Origin of the sequence: Lacihabitans sp. CCS-44 (assembly GCF_024343735.1) — a bacterium.
Taxonomy (GTDB): domain Bacteria; phylum Bacteroidota; class Bacteroidia; order Cytophagales; family Spirosomataceae; genus Leadbetterella.
This window is the reverse complement of record NZ_RJUE01000059.1, coordinates 190,239-213,650: the sequence shown is the minus strand read 5'-3', so window position 1 is coordinate 213,650 and position 23,412 is coordinate 190,239. Positions and strand designations below refer to the sequence as shown.

Annotated in this window: 20 protein-coding genes; 13 read left to right on the top strand and 7 right to left on the bottom strand. The window is 35.8% G+C overall.

Annotated elements, in window-relative coordinates; translation table 11 throughout:
- The first annotated feature begins 13 nt into the window (after positions 1-13).
- The 5 genes from EGI26_RS14315 to EGI26_RS14295 all read left to right on the top strand — a co-directional run bounded on the left by EGI26_RS14315 (position 14) and on the right by EGI26_RS14295 (position 4,201).
- Positions 14-778 carry a DUF547 domain-containing protein gene (locus tag EGI26_RS14315; protein ID WP_255079348.1) on the top strand — a complete coding sequence of 255 codons (765 nt, stop codon included), beginning with the start codon at positions 14-16 and terminating at the stop codon, positions 776-778.
- Positions 779-844: 66 nt separating this feature from the next.
- Positions 845-2,245 (top strand): DASH family cryptochrome, encoded by a 1,401-nt coding sequence (locus tag EGI26_RS14310; protein ID WP_255079347.1) that lies wholly within the window; start codon positions 845-847, stop codon positions 2,243-2,245.
- Between the two features lie 105 nt (positions 2,246-2,350).
- Positions 2,351-2,944 (top strand): LemA family protein, encoded by a 594-nt coding sequence (locus EGI26_RS14305; protein WP_255048946.1) that lies wholly within the window; start codon positions 2,351-2,353, stop codon positions 2,942-2,944.
- A gap of 32 nt (positions 2,945-2,976) precedes the next feature.
- On the top strand, positions 2,977-3,405 hold the full coding sequence (locus EGI26_RS14300; protein WP_255079338.1) for a TPM domain-containing protein: 429 nt from the start codon (positions 2,977-2,979) through the stop codon (positions 3,403-3,405).
- Positions 3,398-4,201, top strand: coding sequence for a TPM domain-containing protein (locus tag EGI26_RS14295; protein ID WP_409035372.1), 804 nt, complete (start codon positions 3,398-3,400; stop codon positions 4,199-4,201). Before EGI26_RS14300 ends, EGI26_RS14295 begins: the two co-directional genes overlap by 8 nt.
- Positions 4,202-4,266: 65 nt before the next feature.
- Here the strand turns inward: EGI26_RS14295 and EGI26_RS14290 are convergent, their stop codons facing one another.
- A complete protein-coding gene (locus EGI26_RS14290) occupies positions 4,267-5,976 on the bottom strand; it encodes a GMC oxidoreductase (RefSeq protein ID WP_255079331.1) in 1,710 nt (569 codons plus the stop codon).
- Between the two features lie 167 nt (positions 5,977-6,143).
- On the opposite strand from EGI26_RS14290, the gene rpsU reads away from it, so the two are divergent.
- From rpsU to EGI26_RS14275, 3 genes are read left to right on the top strand one after another with little or no spacing between them, the layout of a single operon-like run.
- The gene (rpsU, locus tag EGI26_RS14285) at positions 6,144-6,338 is read left to right on the top strand and encodes a 30S ribosomal protein S21 (RefSeq protein WP_255038492.1); all 195 of its coding nucleotides are present in this window, start codon (positions 6,144-6,146) and stop codon (positions 6,336-6,338) included.
- 38 nt (positions 6,339-6,376) lie between these two features.
- A complete protein-coding gene (locus EGI26_RS14280) occupies positions 6,377-7,276 on the top strand; it encodes a tyrosine-type recombinase/integrase (RefSeq protein WP_255079329.1) in 900 nt (299 codons plus the stop codon).
- Between the two features lie 3 nt (positions 7,277-7,279).
- Positions 7,280-9,229, top strand: coding sequence for a M1 family metallopeptidase (locus EGI26_RS14275; protein WP_255079322.1), 1,950 nt, complete (start codon positions 7,280-7,282; stop codon positions 9,227-9,229).
- Positions 9,230-9,232: 3 nt separating this feature from the next.
- On the opposite strand, the gene EGI26_RS14270 is transcribed toward EGI26_RS14275, so the two are convergent.
- Positions 9,233-10,090 carry a transglutaminase-like domain-containing protein gene (locus tag EGI26_RS14270; protein WP_255079320.1) on the bottom strand — a complete coding sequence of 286 codons (858 nt, stop codon included), beginning with the start codon at positions 10,088-10,090 and terminating at the stop codon, positions 9,233-9,235.
- Between the two features lie 80 nt (positions 10,091-10,170).
- Here EGI26_RS14270 and galE point away from each other — a divergent pair, with 80 nt between their 5' ends.
- Genes galE through rfbA form a run of 3 tightly spaced genes read left to right on the top strand, consistent with a single transcriptional unit; the run spans position 10,171 to position 13,127 of the window.
- Positions 10,171-11,190, top strand: a complete 1,020-nt coding sequence (galE, locus tag EGI26_RS14265) for a UDP-glucose 4-epimerase GalE (RefSeq protein WP_255079318.1) — start codon at positions 10,171-10,173, stop codon at positions 11,188-11,190.
- Entirely contained in the window at positions 11,190-12,260 is a 1,071-nt protein-coding gene (gene rfbB, locus EGI26_RS14260; RefSeq protein ID WP_255079317.1) for a dTDP-glucose 4,6-dehydratase, read from the top strand. The genes galE and rfbB overlap by 1 nt, the downstream gene beginning before the upstream one ends.
- A gap of 6 nt (positions 12,261-12,266) precedes the next feature.
- Positions 12,267-13,127: a glucose-1-phosphate thymidylyltransferase RfbA gene (gene rfbA / locus EGI26_RS14255; RefSeq protein WP_255079314.1), complete on the top strand. Its 861-nt coding sequence runs from the start codon at positions 12,267-12,269 to the stop codon at positions 13,125-13,127.
- Positions 13,128-13,137: 10 nt separating this feature from the next.
- Here the strand turns inward: rfbA and EGI26_RS14250 are convergent, their stop codons facing one another.
- Positions 13,138-13,665 (bottom strand): nuclear transport factor 2 family protein, encoded by a 528-nt coding sequence (locus tag EGI26_RS14250; protein ID WP_255079309.1) that lies wholly within the window; start codon positions 13,663-13,665, stop codon positions 13,138-13,140.
- Between the two features lie 143 nt (positions 13,666-13,808).
- On the opposite strand from EGI26_RS14250, the gene lysM reads away from it, so the two are divergent.
- Positions 13,809-14,264 carry a peptidoglycan-binding protein LysM gene (lysM, locus tag EGI26_RS14245; protein ID WP_255079303.1) on the top strand — a complete coding sequence of 152 codons (456 nt, stop codon included), beginning with the start codon at positions 13,809-13,811 and terminating at the stop codon, positions 14,262-14,264.
- Between the two features lie 32 nt (positions 14,265-14,296).
- Here lysM and EGI26_RS14240 read toward each other — a convergent pair whose 3' ends face one another.
- The gene (locus EGI26_RS14240; protein WP_255079302.1) at positions 14,297-16,534 is read right to left on the bottom strand and encodes a zinc-dependent metalloprotease; all 2,238 of its coding nucleotides are present in this window, start codon (positions 16,532-16,534) and stop codon (positions 14,297-14,299) included.
- A gap of 315 nt (positions 16,535-16,849) precedes the next feature.
- Entirely contained in the window at positions 16,850-20,104 is a 3,255-nt protein-coding gene (locus tag EGI26_RS14235) for a PAS domain S-box protein (protein ID WP_255079300.1), read from the bottom strand.
- A 38-nt stretch (positions 20,105-20,142) separates the two neighbouring features.
- Here EGI26_RS14235 and rsmA point away from each other — a divergent pair, with 38 nt between their 5' ends.
- On the top strand, positions 20,143-20,964 hold the full coding sequence (gene rsmA / locus EGI26_RS14230; RefSeq protein WP_255079297.1) for a 16S rRNA (adenine(1518)-N(6)/adenine(1519)-N(6))-dimethyltransferase RsmA: 822 nt from the start codon (positions 20,143-20,145) through the stop codon (positions 20,962-20,964).
- On the opposite strand, the gene EGI26_RS14225 is transcribed toward rsmA, so the two are convergent.
- Together EGI26_RS14225 and EGI26_RS14220 are read right to left on the bottom strand one after the other, a co-directional pair.
- A complete protein-coding gene (locus EGI26_RS14225; protein WP_255079295.1) occupies positions 20,944-21,999 on the bottom strand; it encodes a response regulator in 1,056 nt (351 codons plus the stop codon). The genes rsmA and EGI26_RS14225 overlap by 21 nt on opposite strands.
- An 18-nt stretch (positions 22,000-22,017) precedes the next feature.
- Positions 22,018-23,274, bottom strand: a complete 1,257-nt coding sequence (locus tag EGI26_RS14220) for a PAS domain-containing sensor histidine kinase (RefSeq protein ID WP_255079288.1) — start codon at positions 23,272-23,274, stop codon at positions 22,018-22,020.
- Positions 23,275-23,412: the final 138 nt, after the last annotated feature.

Sequence of the window (23,412 nt, the reverse complement as noted above, 5' to 3'; positions counted from 1 at the left end):
ATAACTCTAGAAAATGAAAATCGTTCTAAATTTATTCTTTGCTCTACTATTTGTACAAAGTTGTTTTGCTGTAGAAACACCTACATCCAATGCTGCTCCTATTTCACACGATATATTTAGTGCTTTGCTAAAGAAATATGTTTCAGACAAAGGTGTGGTCAATTATGGTGGTTTCAAGAAAGAACAAAAGGAGTTTAAGAAGTATTTAGATTTGTTATCTGCGAATGCTCCCGGAAGTGCATGGTCAGAAAATGAAAAGTTGGCTTATTGGATAAATGCCTACAATGCTTTCACGATTCAACTGATTCTTGATAACTCCGACAACGATCTCAAAAGCATAAAAGATATTGGAGATAAAATTAAAATTCCTTTCGTAAACACACCTTGGGATGTGAAGTTTATAAACATTGGTGGTAAAAAAATGGATTTGAATAACATAGAGCATGGCATCATAAGGAAACAGTTCAAAGAACCTCGCATTCACTTTGCCTTGGTTTGTGCTGCCAAGTCATGTCCTCCACTAAGAAACGAAGCGTTTACGTCTGAAAGGTTAAACGAACAATTGAATAATCAAGCTGAAAAATTCATTAACGACACATCAAAAAATAAAATCTCAAAATCCAGTGCAAGTATTTCTAAAATATTTGATTGGTATGGTATGGATTTTAAACCTACGCCCATCATAGAAACCTTAAACAAGTATTCAAAGACGAAATTGGATTCTAAAGCCAAGGTTTCTTATGCTACTTATGACTGGTCTCTGAATGGGTCCTTTTAAATAAATCTCTATTTTGTTTCTTTTACCAAACCTATTGAAGAAATTTGCTTCTTTTTAAATAGATAGATGAGTAACGTTCTTTTTTGGTTCAGAAATGATTTGAGGCTACACGACAATGAGGCTTTTTTTAAAGCTTCTCAAATGGGTGCAGTAGTTCCTGTCTACGTTATCGATACGCGATTATTCAAAAATACATTTTTAGGTTTTAAGCGAACGGGTAAGTTTCGTTTGAAATTCTTGCTAGAATCTTTAGCAGATTTAAAAAGCCAACTTCAAGCCTTGGGTTCAGACCTCATTATAAAGGTAGGGATTCCCGAAAATGAGCTTTTTGAATTGGCTGTAAAATATAATGTTGAGTTCGTAGTGACTTCCAAAGAAGTTACCCAAGAAGAAACCAGTGTTGAGGCTGCGTTTTCTCAAAAGCTCAAAACAAAAAACATCGATATTGAGATGTATTGGGGCAATACACTCGTACATGTCAGAGATCTCCCTTTTCAGATACATTTTGTTCCAGATATTTTTACTGATTTCAGGAAAAAGGTAGAAAACTTTTGGAAAGTTAGACCAACTTTCGAAACCGTAACACAACTTGATTCTCCAGATGATTTGGAGGAAAGTATTATTCCATCGCTCATGGATTTGGGCTATGAAAATTTTGAAAAACACCCCAAAGACATTATGGGTTTGGAAGGTGGAGAAACTGCTGCACTAAAGCGTCTGCAAGAATATATTTGGGACAAAGAACTCATTCATACTTACAAACAGACAAGAAATGGTCTTTTAGGAAAGGATTATTCCTCCAAGTTTTCGGTTTATTTGAGTTTGGGATGTCTTTCTCCCAGAATGATTTATGAGGAAATAAAAAAAGCAGAAGCCATCAGAGGTGCCAATGATTCTACTTATTGGTTGATTTTCGAGCTGCTTTGGAGAGATTACTATTATTTTATTGCTCTCAAATTTGGTATCAGGCTTTTCAAAAGAGCAGGCATCAAACATGATTTTGCAAAAAGATGGAAGAGAAATCGGGAGCATTTTAAAAAGTGGATGGATGGCGAGACGGGTGTACCATTTATAGATGCCAACATGAGAGAGCTAAAACTGACAGGTTATTTGTCTAACAGAGGTAGACAAAACGTGGCCAGTTTTTTTACAAAAGACCTTGGATTGGAATGGTGGTGGGGTGCTATGTATTTTGAGAGTCAATTGATTGATTATGAGGTTTGTAGTAATTGGGGAAATTGGAATTATCTGGCAGGAATAGGTACAGACCCACGAGAAGACAGGTATTTCAGCCCAGTGAGCCAAGCGAAAAAGTATGATGCAAAAGCCGAATTTATAAAATATTGGATTCCTGAGTTGCAAAACATTGATAGTGAGGTTATTCTGGAGATAAATGAGCTTAAAACGGTTTTGAATGATTCTATAAACTATACCAGTCAAATAATACCGAAAAATAAAAAATGGTAAAAGCGACCGTTTAACACACCTTTTGAAGAATTCATAAATAATATTTTTTTTGATATTGGATTCTTTATTTAAATTTGATAAATTTTAATACAAAATAAACTGAAAATGAAAAAAGGAACTCTCGCAATTGTGGCAATTCTTTTGTTGTTTGGAATGTACGGATGTAGCTCATACAATGGATTAGTTGGTAAAGACAACAACGTTCAAAAGCTTTGGGCCGACGTACAAACACAATACCAAAGAAGAGCAGATTTGATCAGTACATTGGTAAAAACTGTTCAAGGTGCCGCTGATTTCGAAAAAAGTACGCTTACAGAAGTGATTCAAGCAAGAGCCTCTGCCACACAAGTTAAGTTTGAGGCGAAGGACCTTACTCCAGAAAACATGGCAAAATTCCAAGCTGCCCAGGACCAATTGAGTGGTTCATTGAGTAGATTGATGGTGTCGGTAGAACAATATCCGAACCTGAAAGCCAACCAAAACTTCTTAGATCTACAAGCGGAACTTGCTGGTACTGAAAACCGTATAGCAGTTGCTCGTAGAGACTTTAATGGAGGAGTAGGTGAGTACAATCTTTCAGTTAGGTCATTCCCGATGAATATCTTGGCTGGTATTTTTGGATTTGCTCCTAAAGGATTCTTTGAAGCTTCTTCAAAAGCACAAGATGCTCCTGACGTAAATTTCGATTTTAAGAAATAATTAAATAGCCCGTCGTGAGGCGGGCTTTTTTTATGTTTATCCTTTCTGAAGTTCAGCAAAAAAACATTACGGAAGCCATTAAATTGGCAGAAACCAATACTTCTGGTGAAATAAAAGTGCACATTGAAGAAAACTGCATCGGAGGCGACGCTATGGCCAGAGCCAAAGAGGTTTTCAAATATTTGTCTTTACAAAAAACAGCCCAACGAAACGGAGTTTTGTTTTATTTGGCTTACGAAGACCACAAGTTTGCTGTTTTTGGCGACAAAGGAATCAACGAAAAAGTCGGTCAGACTTTTTGGGATTCTACTAAAGAAATTCTCAAAGAGAATTTCAAAAAAAGTGATTTTGAAACTGGCCTGTGTTTGGGCATAAAGGAGGCTGGGGAACAGCTGAAGCACTATTTTCCATACAATACAGACGATAAGAATGAAATTTCAGATGAAATAAGCCGTGGATAATAAAAAAACAATAGTACGATATCTCGCAGTAATATTTTTACTTTTCTCCTTACATATTGGCTTTGGACAAGACATTCCAGAGAAACCAAACCCACCTAAATTGGTCAATGACTTTGTAGGTGGTTTATTGAGTGCGGCTCAAATTCAGGCCTTGGAGCAGAAGCTTGTGGCATACAATGACTCTACTTCTTCGCAGCTCACTATCGTGATTGTGAAGACAGTTCAACCTTACGAGTCTGGAGATGTGGCTTTAAAAATCTTAAGGGAATGGGGTGTTGGTCAAAAAGACAAAAATAATGGTATAGTATTGCTTTGGGCTCCTGGCGATAGAAAAATAGCCATCCAGACAGGTTACGGGATGGAGGGTGTTTTGCCTGACATGTACGCCAAAAGAATCATCAGTAATGTTATTGGGCCAAAATTTAAGGAATTAAAATACTACGAAGGGCTTGATGAGGGCACAACCGAAATATTCAAATACGCAGCAGGAGAATATAAAGCCGAGCCAGAGGAAGAAGGCGATGCCTTTTTGGGATTTATAATTATTTTGTTGGTAATCATATTCATTATTTGGATACTTTACAAAATTGGCAAAAATAACAAAGGTGGAGGCGGATTACTAAGCGACAGCAGTTCTCCTTACACTACTTTCACTGGCTGGGGCAGACAAACAGGTAGCTGGGGCAGCGGCTGGTCAAGTGGCGGCGGTGGAGGTGGCTGGTCATCAGGCGGTGGAGGCTTTGGTGGTTTTGGCGGCGGAAGTGGCGGCGGCGGCGGTGCCAGCGGAGATTATTAACAAAAAGAGCGATTTGTAAAAATCGCTCTTTTTTTGTTGCATTCAATTTTGGAAAATTATACTACCTACAAATTCCCTTTCTTCAACTCACTCAGTGCAAAATCAGCTGCACGAGCAGTCAGAGCCATATAGGTAAGAGATGGATTTGCACAGCTGTTTGAAACCATTGCAGCTCCATCTGTTACGAAAACATTTTCGGCTCCCCAAACTTGGTTGTGTTTGTTGAGAACCGATTCTTTAGGTGTGTGTCCCATGCGTGCAGTGCCCATTTCGTGTATACAACGACCAAAGCCTTCGAAGTCATCATAAGTGCCAATGTCTTTACAGCCAGCTGCTTCCAACATTTCGGCAGCATCGTTTACCATGTCTTTTCGCATGCGTTTTTCGTTGTCACCAATTTCTGCCGAAAAATTGGCCAAAGGCATTCCCCATTGGTCTTTCTGAGATTCATCTATCCACATTTTGTTTTCAAAATAGGGCAGCGTTTCTGCAAAAGCACTCAAACTTATATTCCATGGGCCAGGTTTTGATGCACTATTTTTAAAATCTACCCCAAAATCCTCTTTCGGCATATTCCAGCCTCGACCGCTGCCACCTTCATAGCCAAATCCTCTCAAATAATCTCTTTTGTCATTGCCAATGTTTCTGTAGCGAGGCACGTAGAATCCATTTGGCCTTCTGCCATAATAATATTGGCCTTCGAAGCCTTCGACATTGGCATAAGCTCCAGCTGAGAAATGGTGATCCATCAAGTAATGCCCCAAAACACCACTGTCATTACCCATTCCGTTCGGAAATCTTGCCGATTTGGAGTTGAGTAAAATATAAGTAGAGGCCATGGCAGAGGCATTTACGAAGATAATTTTGGCATTAAATTCTAAAACTTCTTTCGTGTTTTGGTCGATAACTCTTACACCTGATGCTTTTGCTTTTTTCTCATCATAAAGTATTTCACTTACTATGCTATGAGGTCTTACGGTCAGATTTCCTGTACGGTTGGCCGCAGGTAAGGTGGCGGATTGCGTACTAAAATATGCTCCAAACGGACAACCACGCCAGCACATATCTCTGGCTTGGCATTTTGCCCTTCCCAAAGAGAGTTGCTCTTCGGTGGGTTCGGTTATGTGGGCTTGTCTTGGAGGAATCACATGGCGGCCATCAAATTTCTGATTTACCACGGCTTTCAAATGATTTTCAACACAAGTTAGGTCAAATGGTTTTTGAAAAACACCATCAGGCAAATGCGGGATATTCTCCAAACTCCCTGAAATTCCGGCAAACCTTTCTACATAATCATACCAGGGAGCAATGTCCTTGTATCTGATGGGCCAGTCTGCACCAACTCCTTCTTTAATATTTGCTTCAAAATCTAAATCACTGAATCGCAATGCTACTCTTCCCCAAGTTAGGCTTTTGCCACCCACTTGCCAGCTTCTTATCCAGTCAAAACGTTTTTCTTCGAGATATGGATAGTCAACATCTTTTACAAACATGTCTTTGGAGGCTTCAGTGATAGTAAATCCAGTTCGCTCATGTATGGGGTAGTTTTTCATTTCTTCTAAAGGAACTTTCACGTTTCTATGTTCGAAATCCCAAGGGTTTTTAAGGGCTGTTTTGTAGTCTTTTATATGTTCAATATTTCGTCCTCTGTCTAGCATGAGTACTTTCAATCCTTTCTCACAGAGTTCTTTAGCTGCCCAGCCACCAGATATTCCTGAGCCTATCACAATGGCATCGTAAGTGAGCTTTTCTTCGTTTTTTGATTGAAGTTTCATTATTTTTTTAAGGTTTGATTCTTAAAAATAAATATAATTATTCGAAAGTCAGGATGATTTGCCTTCAAAGATTTAGTTTTTCATTTTATTTCAAATAAAAGACATTGCTTTTAATATCTTTTTTTCTACCTTTGCAGTCCGATTTAAAAAAGAAGGGGGTGTAAATTATGCTACATATTCAAATTAAGGATAACGAGTCAATCGATAAGGCTCTGAAACGTTTCAAGAAGAAGTTTGAAAAAACTAAAGTTTTGAAAGAACTAAGACGCCGTCAAGCGTTTGAGAAAACCTCAGTATCGCGAAGATTCGAAGTGATCAGAGCGTCATACAAGCAAAAAACATACGGACACATCGACGATTAATCGTTTTTGTAGAACCATATATTTCGACTAATTTTGTAATGAATAATAATCTTACAGAATTGGTCGATTTTTTTTTATCCTACCTCCAAAACGAGAAACGACTAAGCCCGCACACTGTGTTGGCCTACAAAATAGATTTGCTTCAATTTCAGGCCTTTCTTAATGCTCCAAATACAGAATTTGACATAATTAAAGCGGAATACCAAGACATTCGAAGATGGATTGTTCAATTATCTGAAAATGAGATTGATAACAGAAGTATTAATCGGAAAATAGCGAGCTTAAGAGCTTTTTTTAAATTTTTGCAAATCAAAAAGAAGGTCGAAGTTAATCCAGTAGCTTTGGTAAAGTCTCTCAAAATAGCCAAAAGATTACCTGTTTATGTGGAAGAAAAACCAATGGAGAATCTTTTTGCAGATATAGAATTTGCGGAAGATTTTGAAGGATTGCGAGATAAGTTATTGTTAGAAATGCTCTATGGTACAGGTATAAGGCTGTCAGAACTGATAAATATAAAAGTTTCGGATGTGGATGTTTTCGGAAGAAAAATAACGGTTTTGGGCAAAAGAAACAAATACAGAGTAATTCCCTTACATCAAACATTGTTAGATTTGATTCAGACATACCTAAAAGTCAAGAGAGAATACTTTGATTCTGAGTATGATTATTTGATTCTTACAGATAAATATGAGCAGCTTTACAGGGTATTCGTTCAAAGAAAAGTCAAACATTATTTAGAGTTGGTGACTACCATTTCCAAAAAGTCACCCCACGTTTTAAGGCATTCATTTGCTACCCATTTATTAAACAGAGGAGCCGATTTGAATGCCATAAAGGAATTATTGGGTCATTCTAACTTAGCGGCTACGCAAATTTATACGCACAATTCTATCAGTCAATTAAAGGAAGTGTACAAAAAGGCACATCCAAAAGCTTAAATTATGAAAATCAAATTTTTTGTTCTCGTATTATCTATTGCTATTCAGAGTTTTGGACAGGAATCCACAGAGAAGTCTAAGTATGACCCAGTGGCGGTTTTTAATCCCCTGATTAACTATCAACCTTCTACTGTGTTCAGAAGTGCGTCTGGAAATCCTGGGCCAGCCTATTGGCAAAATCAGGCCAATTACAAAATAACTGCAACATTAGACGATCAAAAAAATAGCATCTCTGGCTCTGTCAAAATAGAATATATCAACAATTCTCCTGACGAAATTACCTTCATTTGGTTACAATTGGATCAGAATAAATTTAATTCAGATTCAAGAGGGAGTAAAACCACACCGCCGAATTTGGGTAGGTATGGTTTAAAAGACTTTGAGGGAGGTTATAAAATATCTAACCTTAAATTGGAATCGCTAAAAATGAGTTCTAGAAATCAGTCTGTTAAATCTTTGATTGATGACACGAGGATGCAAATTTTCTTGCCTGAGCCATTAAGAACCAAACAAAAAATTGAGATTTCTTTGGATTTTGATTTTTTGATACCCAGCAATGGGTCAGATAGAATGGGAATGTATGAAGCCAAAGATGGGATAATTTATACCATTGCTCAGTGGTTTCCGAGAGTTTGTGTTTATGATGACATTGAGGGCTGGAACACCACGCCTTATTTGGGTGCAGGAGAGTTTTATCTGGAATATGGGGATTATGATTTTGAAATTACGGTTCCCTACAATCACACAGTGGTGGCATCTGGAGAGTTAATGAATACCAGAGAAGTCTTAACAGGAAAACAAGTGGATAGACTCAAAAAGGCTCAAAATTCTGACGAAACTGTGGTGATTTTTGATAAATCAGAGATTGGTAAAAGTGGCTCTCGACCAAAGAATTCTGGAACTCAAACCTGGAAATTTTCATGTAAAAATACCAGAGACGTAGCCTGGGCCAGTTCTTCAGTTTTTGTTTGGGATGCAGCACGTGCGGTTTTGCCATCTGGAAAAAACATTTTAGTGCAGTCGGTTTACCCAGCAGAAGTTGATGCCAAAGCTGAGTGGGGCAGGTCCACCGAATACACGAAACACAGTATGGAATATTATTCTGAATTGTTGTATGAATATCCATATCCAGTAGCTACGAATGTTGCCGGAATTGTAAGTGGAATGGAATATCCCGGCATTGTATTTTGTAGTGCTAGAAGCAAGAGAGCAGGGCTATTTGGAGTTACTGACCATGAGTTTGGTCACACTTGGTTTCCTATGATTGTGGGTACAAATGAGCGGAAATTTGCATGGATGGACGAAGGCTTTAATACGTACATCAATATGTTGTCATTGAAAGCTTTTAACAAGGGTGAGTATTATAAAGAACAAAAAACGCAAGATATGGCCTTTTTTGCCAGAGGAAGTAAGGCTATTTTAACACAACCCGATGCCATGCCTGAAGCAGAAATTGGCTCTTTGGCTTATTATAAACCAGCAATGGGGCTCAAAATGTTGGCTGAAGCAGTGGTAGGTGAAGAAAGAATGAATCTTGCACTCAGGGAATACATTCGCAGGTGGGCTTTTAAGCATCCAACCCCTTTTGACTTTTTCCATACGGTGGAGGATGTAGTTGGCGAAGACTTGGGTTGGTTTTGGAAATCGTGGTATTTTGAAAATTACAAAATTGACCAATCCATAAAAAACGCAAAGTATATAAACAACAATGCTTCCAATGGGATAAGTATAACGCTGGAGAATCTAGAGCAAATGCCTATGCCCGTGGAAATGGAGATTAAAGAAAAAGGTAAAGAAACCAAATACATTAACCTTCCAGTAGATATTTGGGCAAAAACCAAAGAATGGACATTCAATTATCCATCTACTTCAGAAATAGAGTCAATAAAACTTAACCCGAAGGGTATTTTGGTAGATTCCAACACCAAAAACAACGTTTGGAAACCCAATTGATTTTTAGTCGAAAATCTTTAAAAACTGGTTGACTTCATTTTGTTTATCTTCTTCGCCTATTTTTTGGTAAGCAAAAGATAGATTAGTGAGAATGCGTTTGATGATCTCAATATTTGAGCAAGACTTATAATATTTTTCATTTGGCTCTATGTTCATTTGTTTAAGGTAATCGTCAATGTCTTTTTCTAAAAAAACTTGCCCTCGATTAAATGGGTTTAAATAGAATCTGTAGCCTGGATAATCGAAAATTAAAACAAAAAGATTGGGTAGATTAACGCCATAGATGGGTAAGTCTAAGCGTTGAGCCAACAATATAAATAAACAGCTCAGAGCTACTGGATTTCCTTTTTTTTGGCTGAGTACCAAATTGAACATTGAGTTTGAAGGAGAATGAAAGTTCTTGATATTTGGCTCAAACTTCAATTGCTCAAAAATCACCTCATTGAGGATTTTTACCATGTCGTTTGGGTGCATTTTTTCATGCGTATTTACCCAAACTTTCATTTGTATATTTTTTATTTCCTGATTTAAAGTTTCTACTTTAAGGTCAGGATATTGGTATTTTGCAATTAACCACAGGCCCGTCATCAAGTCTGTATGGTTATTGTTTTTCCAAGACTCCAAATCTGCAGAAAGATTAGAGAGATGTAAATCATGAACAAGATCTTCTATTTTTTTTTGTAGAACAGGGTTAAGTCCATTTCTCTCCCATTCTTTTTCTAAAATTGGAATAACCTCATGACCTAAATTTTTGATATTATTCTCAACAATATTAACCACCTCAACATCAGAATCATCAAGAAGTGAAATCATCGCCTTTAAATCCTCCCTATTCATGATTTTAGCTATTTTTTTGGTCAATATCTTAAGTATTAAATTTAAAACCAAACATTATTTTTAAAACATTTTTTATCTCACTATTTTTGTTAAAATATCTAATTATGAACGTACTCGTTACAGGCGGTGCTGGTTTTATTGGCTCCCACACAGTTGTAGAATTGGTAAGTGCTGGTTTTTCTCCAGTAATTATAGACAACTTAATTAATTCGTCAGAATCAGTTTTGGCCGGTCTAAAGAAAATAATAGGTTTCGATGTGCCTTTTTATAATGCTGATTGTAATGATTTTGAGGTAGTTAGAGATATTGTAATCAAACACAAAATAGAGGGCATTATCCATTTTGCAGCTTACAAAGCAGTGGGAGAGTCGGTGGAGAAACCACTCAAATATTATAAAAATAATATTGGGTCACTGCTAAATATTTTGGAAGTGATGCAGGCTACTAAAGTAAAAAACCTTGTATTTAGTTCGTCTTGCACGGTTTATGGACAGCCTGATCATATTCCCGTAACTGAGGATACCCCAAAGAAAAAAGCAGAGTCGCCGTATGGAAACACCAAAGCCATTGCGGAAGATATCTTAGAGGATGTAATAAAATCTGGCGAACAAATGAGTATCATATCGTTGAGGTATTTCAATCCAATTGGTGCTCATCCGAGTGCTGAAATTGGTGAATTGCCCAATGGCGTACCAAGCAATTTGATTCCTTTTGTTACCCAAACTGCGATAGGTAAAAGAAGCAAATTGGTAGTTTTTGGAAGTGACTATAATACCGTCGATGGCTCTAATGTTAGAGATTTTATCCACGTGGTTGATTTGGCCAAAGCCCATGTTTCGGCATTGAATTTGCTAAAAGATAAGGAGACAGCATTTTATGATGTTTTCAATTTAGGTACTGGCACAGGCAATTCAGTTTTAGAAGTAATAAAAACCTTTGAAGAGGTAAATAATCTAAAGCTTAATTACGAGGTAGGTCCACGTAGGTCTGGCGATGTTGAAAAAATCTATGGAGACGTTGAAAAAGCCTCTAAGATTCTAAACTGGAAAACTGAAAAGTCCTTAGAAGAAAGCCTCAAAGATGCGTGGACATGGGAATTAAAACTAAAAAACAACAATAACTAATGAAGTTTGAAAAGTGCATTCTAATAACAGGTGGAGCAGGGTTTATTGGCTCACATGTGGTAAGACTATTTGTTACTAAATATCCACAATATCAAATAGTTAACCTGGATAAGTTGACTTATGCAGGCAATTTGGAGAATCTAAAAGACATAGATAAACTCCCAAATTATACATTTGAACATGGCGACATCGTTGACGAAAATTATATAGATAGCCTTTTTGCAAAATATCAGTTTGATGGTGTAATTCATTTAGCAGCAGAGTCTCATGTGGACAGGTCAATAACTGACCCTATGGCATTTGTAAAAACCAATGTAATAGGAACTTGTAATTTGCTAAATTCTGCTAAAAACCTCTGGAAAGGCCAAATGGAAGGCAAAAGATTCTACCATGTATCTACAGATGAAGTATATGGAGAGCTACACGACCCAAGTGAGTTTTTTGTAGAAACTACCAGTTATGACCCTCGATCGCCATATTCAGCGTCCAAAGCGAGTTCTGATCACTTTGTGAGGGCATATCACAATACTTATGGACTTCCGATAGTAGTATCTAACTGTTCTAACAATTATGGGCCAAACCATTTTCCTGAAAAACTCATTCCATTGATGATAAATAATATCAAAAATTGGAAACCTCTTCCAGTTTATGGAAAAGGAGAGAATGTAAGAGACTGGTTATTTGTAATAGATCACGCAAGAGCCATAGATAATATTTTTCACAATGGTAAAAATGGAGATACTTACAACATAGGTGGAAACAATGAGTGGAAAAATTTAGACTTGGTTCACCTATTGTGCGATTTGATGGATGAAAAGCAAGGAAATCCAGTCGGAAAAAGTAGGGAATTAATCACTTATGTAACAGACAGAGCTGGGCACGATTTGAGGTATGCCATTGATGCCAGTAAACTAATGTCGGAGTTGGGTTGGGAGCCTTCAGTAACTTTCGAAGAAGGATTATCAAAAACAGTTGATTGGTATTTAAACAACTGGGATTGGATAGAAAACATAACTTCTGGTGATTACCAGAAATATTATACCTCGATGTACGAAACAAGTGCTAATTAATAAAATATGAAAGGAATCATTTTAGCAGGTGGCAGCGGAACCCGTTTGCACCCTCTCACACTGGCGGTAAGCAAACAGTTGATGCCCGTTTATGACAAACCTATGATTTATTATCCTTTGTCCATATTGATGTTGGCTGGAATAAACGAGGTTTTGATTATTTCTACACCCCACGATTTACCTCATTTTAAAAAATTGTTGGGGGATGGCTCTCAAGTCGGCTGTAAATTTGAATATGCTGAACAAGCATTGCCGAATGGATTGGCTCAAGCTTTTGTGATCGGGGAGGAATTTATTGGCGATGATAAAGTGGCCTTGGTGCTAGGAGATAATATTTTTTATGGAAGCGGATTGAGTAAATTACTTCAGTCGTGTGCTGATCCGGATGGTGGAATGGTGTTCGCATATCCAGTGCATGATCCTGAAAGATACGGAGTTGTGGAATTTGATGCTGATTTTAATGCTTTAAGCATTGAAGAAAAGCCAGAAAAACCAAAGAGCAACTATGCAGTGCCGGGTTTGTATTTTTATGATAATGAAGTGGTAGAAATTGCCAAAAATATTGAGCCTTCTCCAAGAGGTGAGTATGAAATAACTGACGTAAATAGAGTTTATTTGGAAAGGGGTAGGTTGAAGGTAGGTGTAATGAACCGAGGAACTGCCTGGTTAGATACGGGTACTTTTAATTCCTTGATGCAAGCTGGCCAATTTGTACAGGTTATTGAAGAAAGACAAGGACTAAAAGTGGGTTGTATTGAAGAGGTGGCCTACAGAATGGGCTTTATTACGAAAGACCAACTCATAAAAATAGCCCAACCTTTGGTTAAGTCGGGCTATGGTCAGTATCTATTGAATATTTTGAAATAAATTTTTAATATCACCAGCCGTCATCTGCAACAGGTTTCTTTTTAACTGGAGTGGTGGCGGCTGTTGTTTTTCCTTTTGCCTTAGGATCTGCTTTGGCCGCTGTGAGTGGTGCTGAAGATACCACGCTTTCACCTTTCTCTATTCTAGAGTAAACTCTACTCACTATCTTCCACTCGTTATTTACCTTTAGTAGATTCAGTAAATCTATGATTTTTGAGGTAGGATACTCGGTTTCAGTAATTGCGGTGGCCGCTGTACCTGCATAAGACCAAGACACAACCTTGGTTGTTCTTTCCATTTTTTGATTAGGTTTAATTTTAGAAGCCAAAGACTCCACTGTCATGCCCGTTACGCCAGTTTTTCCAACTGATTTTTGAATGGCATCACTTAAAAAAGCCTTCTTAAACCTATCAACTTCTCCGTTTGTGCCGCCTTCTAGATAGTCATTAAGGGTTTGATTTATCAATTCTTCGTCTGACTGAGCACTTGCTGAGTAAAGCGATAAAATCAATGTTAGGGATAAAAGTATGTTTCGCATATTTAATATTATTTTTCTGCAATTTAAACGTATTTTTTTAATCAATATTTTTTGTGACATTTTTTTTTCTTTTCTGTCTAAATGCCAGACAAAAAATTTAAATTTGTCTTAAATAAGTTTTTAAAATTAAAATTTCAACAACAATGGGATTAATGTCGTTTTTTAAAGGAGTAGGCGAGAAGCTTTTTGGGAAGTCTGAGGCTGAAGTAGCTGAGAAGACTCCAGAACTGAAGGCATCTGCTCTTTTGGCACATGTACAAGGTTTGGGTTTAGCATTTAATGCACTTACTGTAAAAATCAATGGAGATACTGTTACAATTTCAGGAGAAGTTGATACACAAGAAGATTCAGAGAAGATTGCACTGGCTGTTGGTAATGTAGAAGGTGTTTCAGCTGTAGACAACCAAATGGAAGTCTCTACGCCGGCTCCAGAAGCTAGATACCATACTGTTGAAAAGGGAGATTCTCTTTCGAAAATAGCAAAGGTAATGTATGGAGATGCGATGAAGTATCCTGCTATTTTTGAGGCTAATAAGCCGATGTTAAAAGATCCAGATTTAATTTATCCGGGGCAAGTTTTAAGAATTCCAGAATTATGATAAAAAAAGAGCCTTTCGAGGCTCTTTTTTTATCATCTTACTATTGTAAAACTATAAGTCTTTTTGGAACTGGTAAACTTCAGATTGTACTTTCCGAAACTGAGTGTTGGTAGAATAATTTCACCTTTTGATATATTATTATTTAGCTCGTAAGTTTTTAATAATTTCCCATCGGAAGAATAAATAATCAGTTCTGAAATTTCATCATCTTTAACTTCATAATTTAATGTCTGGTTAATGATTGGGTTAGGGAATACTTTCAAAGCATAAGCGTCTGTTTCGGAGGTGCCTAAGATTGAGAGAACAATTATTTTTACTTCTCCTTTTGGAGTGCCGGGTCCACAAGAGTTGGATACTTTGGTTAGCTTATATTCTGTGGAGATTGGAGGTCTCACAGTTAACTTAGCTTCTGATGAGTCTACCTTAAATTCGCCGATTGGATCCAAAGTTAAAAGCCAGGGAGCTGATCCTTTCAGTGAAATATTTATAAATGCCGAATCTTTAAGATATATACTTGAATTTCCGCTAATTTCAGCAGAAGCTGGCTCCTCAACAATCACTTCTATCTTACTTTTTTTGCTTTCGCACTGGTTGGAATCACTTTGAGAAACATAATAAGCTTTTTTGTTTGGAGACTTGGTGTTCGGTAATTTACTAAAAGTGAACTCATTAGAATTCTCTTCTTCATACCATTTTAAATTTTCTCCTTCCGCTTTTAAAAAAAAATCTTGGGCACCAAGACATATATTTATGGGAGTGTTCACTTGAGGTGGTAAAGGAAGATCTTTCACAATAAATGAAAAGACATTACTAAAGTCTGTTGCATTTTTTCCAACAACTTTCATATTAAAAATTTTGTTCTTTTGAATATCTTTAGGAAGGGAAAATTCGAGAGAGTTAGAATTTGTTTTTGGCAAAATATTGAAAATTTGGCTGCTATTTTTTACCTGTATTTGATAATAATCAGATTCTGCATTGGCTTTATGACCTGAAATGGGTAGATATGTCAAAACTTCGCTGCAAAAACTATCCGTACCTTGAATTTTTAAATTGGGTTGGAGTACTTCAACATATACACTAGGTGATTGAATAATAGTACCACATTCGTTTGTTATTTCAGAGATATAGAATAGTTTACTAGAATCTGTCAAAAAACTAAAATTGATGGTCTCTGAATTAATTTTATCATAAACAAAGCCATCCCAATCTTTAAAACTCCACGGCCCAGACCCCCCAAACTTTAGATTAAGCTGGAGTTCTTCTCCTTTTTGAATGCTTTTTTGTGAGCTTGTAATCTCCGCGGAAGGTAAAGATTTTATTTCAAAGTCTTCACTAACAGGACTTTCGGAGTATGGGAGCGTAGAAGTAATTATTAGCCTATAATTATTGCCGTTTTCCCAAGATTGATCAAGTGTTATTTTTAGTTGTTTGTCATCCACAATTTTAAACTCAGTAATTTCTCTAAAATTATTGCCATTTTTATCTGAAATTTCGACTCTAAACTCATTTTTGGTTTCAAATAATCCGGTTTTCTGAAAATTCACCAAAATATTTTCTCCTTTACAATAAATCTTCTTATTTAAATTCGTAATGCTCAAAAAGTTTGACACGTTTTTAGTAATTCTATATTCAGCAAACGAAGACAGCCGAATGTTGAGTCCTGATTCCATTCTCTGAAACTGCATAGGCGTGAATCTCAATCCGCATTTATGATGGTATGACATATAATTGTCTCGCGGTGGTGTATAATTTTCGCCATTAAAATCTACTAGGTCGGCTGGAGTATTTTCGGAACAATCTAATGAAATAAGTGAAGGGATTCTCTCAAATGGGTCGGCGGGAGTATCACATAGTTCGTCTCCAGTAAGGTTACAGTTTGCTCCTATTCCTCGAGTAACAAGTTCTCTTTTGGTTATGTCTTCGTTGTTGCTGTCTTGATAGGTATGCAATAAACCAAAATAATGTCCGAATTCATGAGGGGTGATTTTGTCTTTTAGAATAGAAAAACTACTGGTGTCATTCTCAAGGTATGCTAATATTATTGCATTAGACCTTTTGCTGAAATTTGGCAAACTGGTGTAGCCATTAAGCAAACTCAAGTCAGGGCGAGTGATGGTATGGGTGAAATATAAATTAATTGCGTCGTCGCTGTCGTATTTTGACCTAAAGTTTGCGTCATTTTCTGTTTTTAAATCATAAAATTCATTGTCTGTAATATGCTCAATATGATTGTTTTCTACAATAAACTTAATGTTTGTCTCAGAAAACACAAGATCTAGTTTATTAATTATTTCTATGACTTGATCTGAAGATATAGTGGTGAGGTTTTGGCTACTATGTATTATTTTTGGTTTTACATATATATCGTATGTAGTCCCTTTTCTTGCTTTTTTAGCGAATTCTTTTTTTTTGAATAATTCAATTTGGTTTTTTCTGTCATTTTCTGATGCATATGTAACATCACACCATTCCTGGCAGTTGACTGGAAGCCAAATGAATATAGTACCAAAAAATAAAATTATTCTCCGGAGAATCATGCCTCTTTTTCCTAACAAATTTTGAAAGGCAAATGTAGTTTTTTTTGATTAAACTTTAGCGTATTTAAGCTTAAATTGCTCAAACTCATGCTTTAATATTGCTGCTCTTTCTTCAAAACCTTCTAGATTTGCTACCTTTGCAGGTACTTCAATATCTTTGGTTATTTCATGAATTCGCATCAAACCTATGGTACCTGAGTTACCTTTTAAAGTGTGTAGCTCTTTCTGTATTGTTACTACATCATTATTTTTAAAAGCCGCTATAGAATTGGCTATTTGTTCTTCTGCCTCTTTCTCAAAATCCTCAAAAACCGATAAGAGCATTTCTTGACCAACCATCTCGCGAAGGCTTGATATTACTTCGGGATCAAATTCTGGGATTTCGCTTGAGATTTGATAAACGTTCGAGGGTTTTTTTTCTTCGATTTTTGTCTTTTCTGTGTAGGGCTCCGTTTTTTTGTGACCCGAAATATATTCCTCTACTTTTTTGATTAGTAAATTGGCCCGAATTGGCTTTGAAATATAATCATCCATACCTCTTGAAATAAAATTCTCGCGGTCGTGTTGCATTGAATAGGCAGTCATTGCTACCACTTTTGGAAGCCGGTCTCCAAACTTTTCCTTTAATTTTTGAGTGGTTTCTATGCCGTCCATTTCGGGCATTTGAATATCCATTAATATTACATCGAAGTCCTGATTGCTACTGAAAATATCTATTGCTTTTTGTCCTGAGTCTGCACTTTCAACAGTGCAATTTGCTTTCTTAAGTATCTCTGAAGCTACTTTTCGGTTTACGGCATTATCATCAACCAATAGTATTTTTGGCGAGTATCCTTTGAAATAATTATTGAAAGATATTTCTGTTTCTGAAATCGCATTAGCCTTTACATCAGCCTGTACGGCTTGTTTAGCTTTTATTGTAAACCAAAAATTGCTTCCTTCATTTGGATTTGATATAAGGCCAATTTCTCCGCCCATCTGTTTACAAAGTTCCTTAGATATTACTAATCCAAGCCCAGTTCCACCAAATGATTTTTTTGTGGAAATATCTAGCTGTTGGAAAGAGTTAAATAATTTTTTCTGATTTTCCTCAGATATTCCTATTCCAGAATCTATGATTTCAAATTTAACTAAATACTCATTTGATTCTGTTAGCATACTACTCACTTTTACTTGGACAATTCCATTTTGAGTAAATTTTAAGGCATTTGAGGTGAGATTTGAGAGGATTTGCAATAAACGAATTTGATCTCCTTCTATACAAGGTGGGGATTTTGAGTCAATATCAAATATCAGTTGGTTGTTTTTCTCTTTGGCTTTCTGGTTAAAAAGTGCGACAAGGTTACTAAGTGTTTCTCTTATCTCGAAAGGTCTGTAAACGAGCTCCATTTTTCCAGCTTCGATTTTCGACAAATCCAAAATGTCATTTAAGATAGTTAGTAAAGTTTCAGAAGATTTTTTAATGGTTTGCACATAATCTTTTTGATTTTTCTCTAGTGGAGTTTCGTTCAAAACATCAATCATACCTATGATGCCATTCATTGGGGTTCTGATTTCATGGCTCATATTGGCTAAAAACTGTTCTTTTATTTTCAGCGAGTGTTCTGCTTCGTTTTTAGCTTTTTTAAGATCTTCGGCACTTTTCATGAGTTCTGTAATGTCTCTCGCTACACCTTCCACCTCTATCGGAATACCTTTAGAGTCTTTTATCATTCTGATATTGAGCATAAACTGTCTCAAAGTCTGGTCTTTACGTTTCACAATTACCTCAAAATTTGTAATGCTACCAGTTTTTAAAAGGGCCTTGATGTCCTGGGAGGAATTCTTAGCATTCTCGAAAAATTTATCTACTTTTTGATGAATTACTTCATCTACAGTATATCCAGTATGAGCTAATACAGAAGGGGATATCATGATTACGTTTCCAGCCAAATCTGTTCTGTAGTAGATATCAATAAAAGACTCTATGGTGTTTCTAAACTTATTTTCACTTTTCTGCAGATTTATGAGGGCGTTCTTTTTCTCAGTGATATTTCTGGCTATACCTGATACTTCATCTATTAGTCCATCATCTTCTGACAAAATGGGATTCAAATAAAATTCAAACCAATTGTTTCCCCCATCTTTTTCACCCCAATGCATTTCAAAATACTGAGGCAGCCCTTGAAATGCTAGGCTGTATTTTTCTCTCAAGGTGGGTTTGTCATCAGAAGAAATAAGTTTCCAGCCTAGTTTTTCAATGCTGCTATTGATGGTTGGTGAAATTCCGAGTTGTTCAAAAATCAAGTTGTGGTAATTTTTATTAAAAGAACTCAACTGCCGCTTTTGATTTACAGTCCATATATAATGTGTGCTGCTATCAAAAATGGCGTTTAAACGGGAAGTTTGAATCATCAATTCTTCTTCCGATTTTTTTCGTTCCATGGCAATGGCTATTTGCCCCGATACAAATTCAAGAAGCTCCAGGTCTCGACTTGAAAACTTGTTTTCATCAGAATAGGATTTAATGCCAATTACGCCAATGGTTTTTTCATTGATTTTGAGAGGGACCAAGATTTGAACAGCCGGAAGGTTTGATTCATAGATAAAGAGTTTTTCTTTTTCTATTATCAAACTTAGCTCCTCTTTGTTGAATATGAGTGGTTTATTCTGCAAAATGGAATATTCGATCAGTCCATTTCCAAGTTTACGTTTTAGATAATTCTGACCAGTTTCGTAGTATTCATCTACATGATATGGGAAATATATACTGTTGTTTTCGGGTTCATAAACCGCAACGAAGAAATTGTTAGCGTAAATATTTTTCTGAAGATTTTGGTGTACTTGTGAAAGAAAACCCTCTAAGCTTTTGGTGTTTAAGTTACTCTGAGCTATTGCATAATAAAGATTTTGAGCTGCTTCTGCTCTTCTTCGCTGTGTAATGTCCTTTAGTATGCACCTAAAAGATACTGGCTCACCTTTGATATACCTACAGTTTATATCTCCAGAAAGGTAAATTCTTTTCTTTTGTTTGTTGCGAATCACCAATAAAAAATCTGTAATAGGCTCACCATTTTTTATTTTTTCAAAATTCGATTGGATGGTTTCTTTGAATTCAGGATGTAGAATGTCATCTACAGACATTTCCTTAATTTCAGATCTTGAATAGCCCAGAAGCTCAAGAAAAGCATTATTTACAAACATAAATTCACCCACAAGCGACAGCATCAAAATGATGTCGGATGTATTATCTACAAAATCTTGAAGCAAATCAAAATTATCTTTGGTTTGGGTTTCTGTTTTGTTTGAAATTATTTCTACCATTTAGCTTTAGGGTTTTTCTGCCTAAATCTAAATAATTAATGCTTAATTTTGGGTATTATTTCAATAAAAAAGAATTTCATTTGGAAAACGTTAGGGCAAAAAAACACTTAGGGCAACATTTTTTGAAAGACCTCGGAGCCGCTAAAAGAATTGTAGATTTATACCAAGACAAAAATAGTAATAATTTGGTGCTAGAAATCGGCCCAGGTATGGGTGTTCTTACCCAATATTTATTAAAAAGAGAGGAGTTGGATTTGGTTTTGGTGGAAATAGACACTGAGTCCGTAGCTTATTTAAAAAAGAATTTTGCCATAGCCGAGAATAAAATTGTAGAAGGTGATTTTTTGAAAATGAATTTTCAGGAAAAGTTACAACTGGTTGATAATCAAAAGTTTGGAATAATTGGAAATTTCCCATACAACATTTCTTCTCAAATATTTTTCACTGTTTTAGATCATAAAGATCAGATTGAAGAAATAGTTGGGATGGTGCAAAAAGAAGTAGGACAACGAATAGCATCTAAACCCGGAAACAAAGATTACGGCATTTTAAGTGTTCTCCTTCAGGCGTTTTACGATATAGAATACTGTTTTACTGTACTTCCGGGTGCGTTTAATCCTCCTCCGAAGGTAGACTCTGGCGTGATTAGGTTGGTTAGAAATTATGATAAAGTCCTAGATTGTGACTTTAAAAAATTCAAACTTGTGGTTAAAACTGCTTTTAATCAAAGAAGAAAGATGCTTTCAAATGCTCTAAAGCCAATTACTACTAAAGAGCTTCCTTATGCTAATAAAAGAGCGGAAAACCTTGATTATTTGCAGTTTGTAGAGCTTACTAAGTTAATTTTTGAGACGGCGTAGTTTTTCTAAATCTAAGATTTTGATTTTTCCAGAAGATATTTCTATTAATTTTTCGTCTTTGAAATCAGAAAGCGTCCGAATGGCCGTTTCAATTGAAGTGCCTGCCATATTTGACAAATCTTCCCTACTTATTTTTAGGCCATTATTAGGTTTTTTGTCTTCATTTTGATCAAAAAATTTGATAAGACACTCAGAAACCCTTTTCCTTACAGAGTTATAGGCCAGTTTCAATAGCTGATCTTCGTTTTCTTTAATATTGTCAGAGAGCATTTTTATGAATTTCTGAGAAACCTGCCTGTTTTGGTGAATAAGTTTGAAAAATTCCGACTTTGGAATCAAGGTAATCTCGCAGTCTTCCAAAGCAGCCGCAGATTCCATATAGCTGTTTTCACGCATCAGATTCACATATCCAAAGAAGTCTCCTTCGTTGTGGAGGTTGATTATTAGTTCTTTACCTTCCTCGTTGGTTTTGTAGGTTTTGATTTTCCCCTTTTCTATGTAGAACAAATATAGAGGAAAATCCCCTTCTCTAAATATTTCAGATTTTTTCTTATATTTTCTTTTTTCTCTGTTGTTGGTCAGGTTACGAAGTTCTTGTTCTCCACCCACGTCACGGACAAGGTTGTTTAGTCCATCAATATTTCTCGAATATTTTTTTTCTAGAAGTTCAATTTTTTTGAATCTACTTTCTATGGCATTTAACAAATCTACGTCATCAAAAGGTTTGGTAATATAGTCATCAGCACCCATTTCCATACCTTTTCTGAAGTCTTGACGGTCTGCTTTGGCAGTCAAAAATATGAATGGAATGTTTTCTGTTTCAGGATTTTTTGAAAGCAAATGAAGTACGCTATACCCATCTAAGACAGGCATCATTATATCGCAAATGATTAAATCAGGCTTGGAATTTGAAGCTAATTCGACACCAATTTTTCCATTTTCAGCAGTTATTACCTCATATCCATCCAATTCTAAGATTTCGGCTGTATTTTCTCTGATTTCATTGTTGTCTTCTATGAGCAATATTCTTTTCATGGGAGAGAGAGGAGATGATTAATTTTTAGAGGTTTTTAGATTCCTAGGTAAATTTACATTAAAAATGCTTCCTTTGCCTACTTCACTTGAAAATTTAATGGTTCCTTTTAGATAGTTTACATACTGCAGGACGATACTCAAACCGAGACCAGTACCTTGAATATTTTCTACATTGCTTGACCTGAAAAATCTGGTAAATAGCTTTTTATGATCAATTTTTGGAATACCCAATCCATAATCCTTTACAGAGAAATGCACTTCCGTATCATTCGTATTTATCGAGATGTCTATCGGCTTGTCTTCATCTGAAAACTTTATGGCATTGGTTAAAAGATTAATCAGTATGTGTCTAAGTAGTTTGGGGTCTTGATAAACGGTTATTTCATCAATATCTGAGGCTATGAGATTGAGTTTTTGCCCAGGTTTTAATAGCCCATGTAAATCCAAAATTAAATCATTTACAAAATTATTCAGATTGAAATTTTCAGGGTTAATAATGACCTTACCTTCTTCTATTTTGTTTACAGATAGAATGTCATTCAAGATTTCTGTAAGATTTTTTATGGACTTCTTTATCCGATCATTGTGTTTATTTCGCTTTTCTACCTCGTTTAATTCATTGTATTTTTCCATTAAAGAGAGCGATGATAAAATGGTCGATAAAGGAGTTCTGAATTCATGTGAAGCAATAGAAATAAACTTTGTTTTCATGGAGTTGAGTTCCTGTTCTCTTTTCAGTGAGCTATCAAGTTCATTCTTAGTTTTTTCAAGTTTCTGTATAGCTTCTTTTAAAATGAGCGTTCTTTCTTCTACTTCTTTCTCAAGTTCTTTCCTGTAATTTTTTTCATTTTCTTCTGATTTTTTTCTATTTGTAATGTCGATTATAAAGCAAATTACAAAACTTCCCAAAGAGTTTTTGAAAGGGCTAAGACTCACCTCTACTGGAAACTCTATACCGTCTTTTTTTACAGCAAACAAGTCAAACTGAAGCCCCATGCTTCTTGCATGTGGATTTTCCATGTATTTCTCTCGATGCCCAATATGATTATGCTGAAATCTTTGTGGTATCAAAATCTCTATTTTTTGACCAATTATTTCACTTTCAATATCATAGCCAAAAGTCTTTAGCCCTGATGGATTAATTTTTAATATTCGACTTTGACTGTCAGAGATTACAATACCCTCATTGGCGTATTTAAAAATAGCTTCAAATTGATTTAATATATCGATTTCCACAAAGTACTGATTGTAAAACTGATCATTTTTTGGTTCCATTCGCAAACTATCTTTATTGTTTGATCAAAATTATGACATTTGTCATAATTAGTTTTACGAACTAAGAATAATTCTTTTTCTATTTTTTTTGTGGCTGATTAGAGTCATAATTAGTTATGAAACTTTTCACCAATTTTG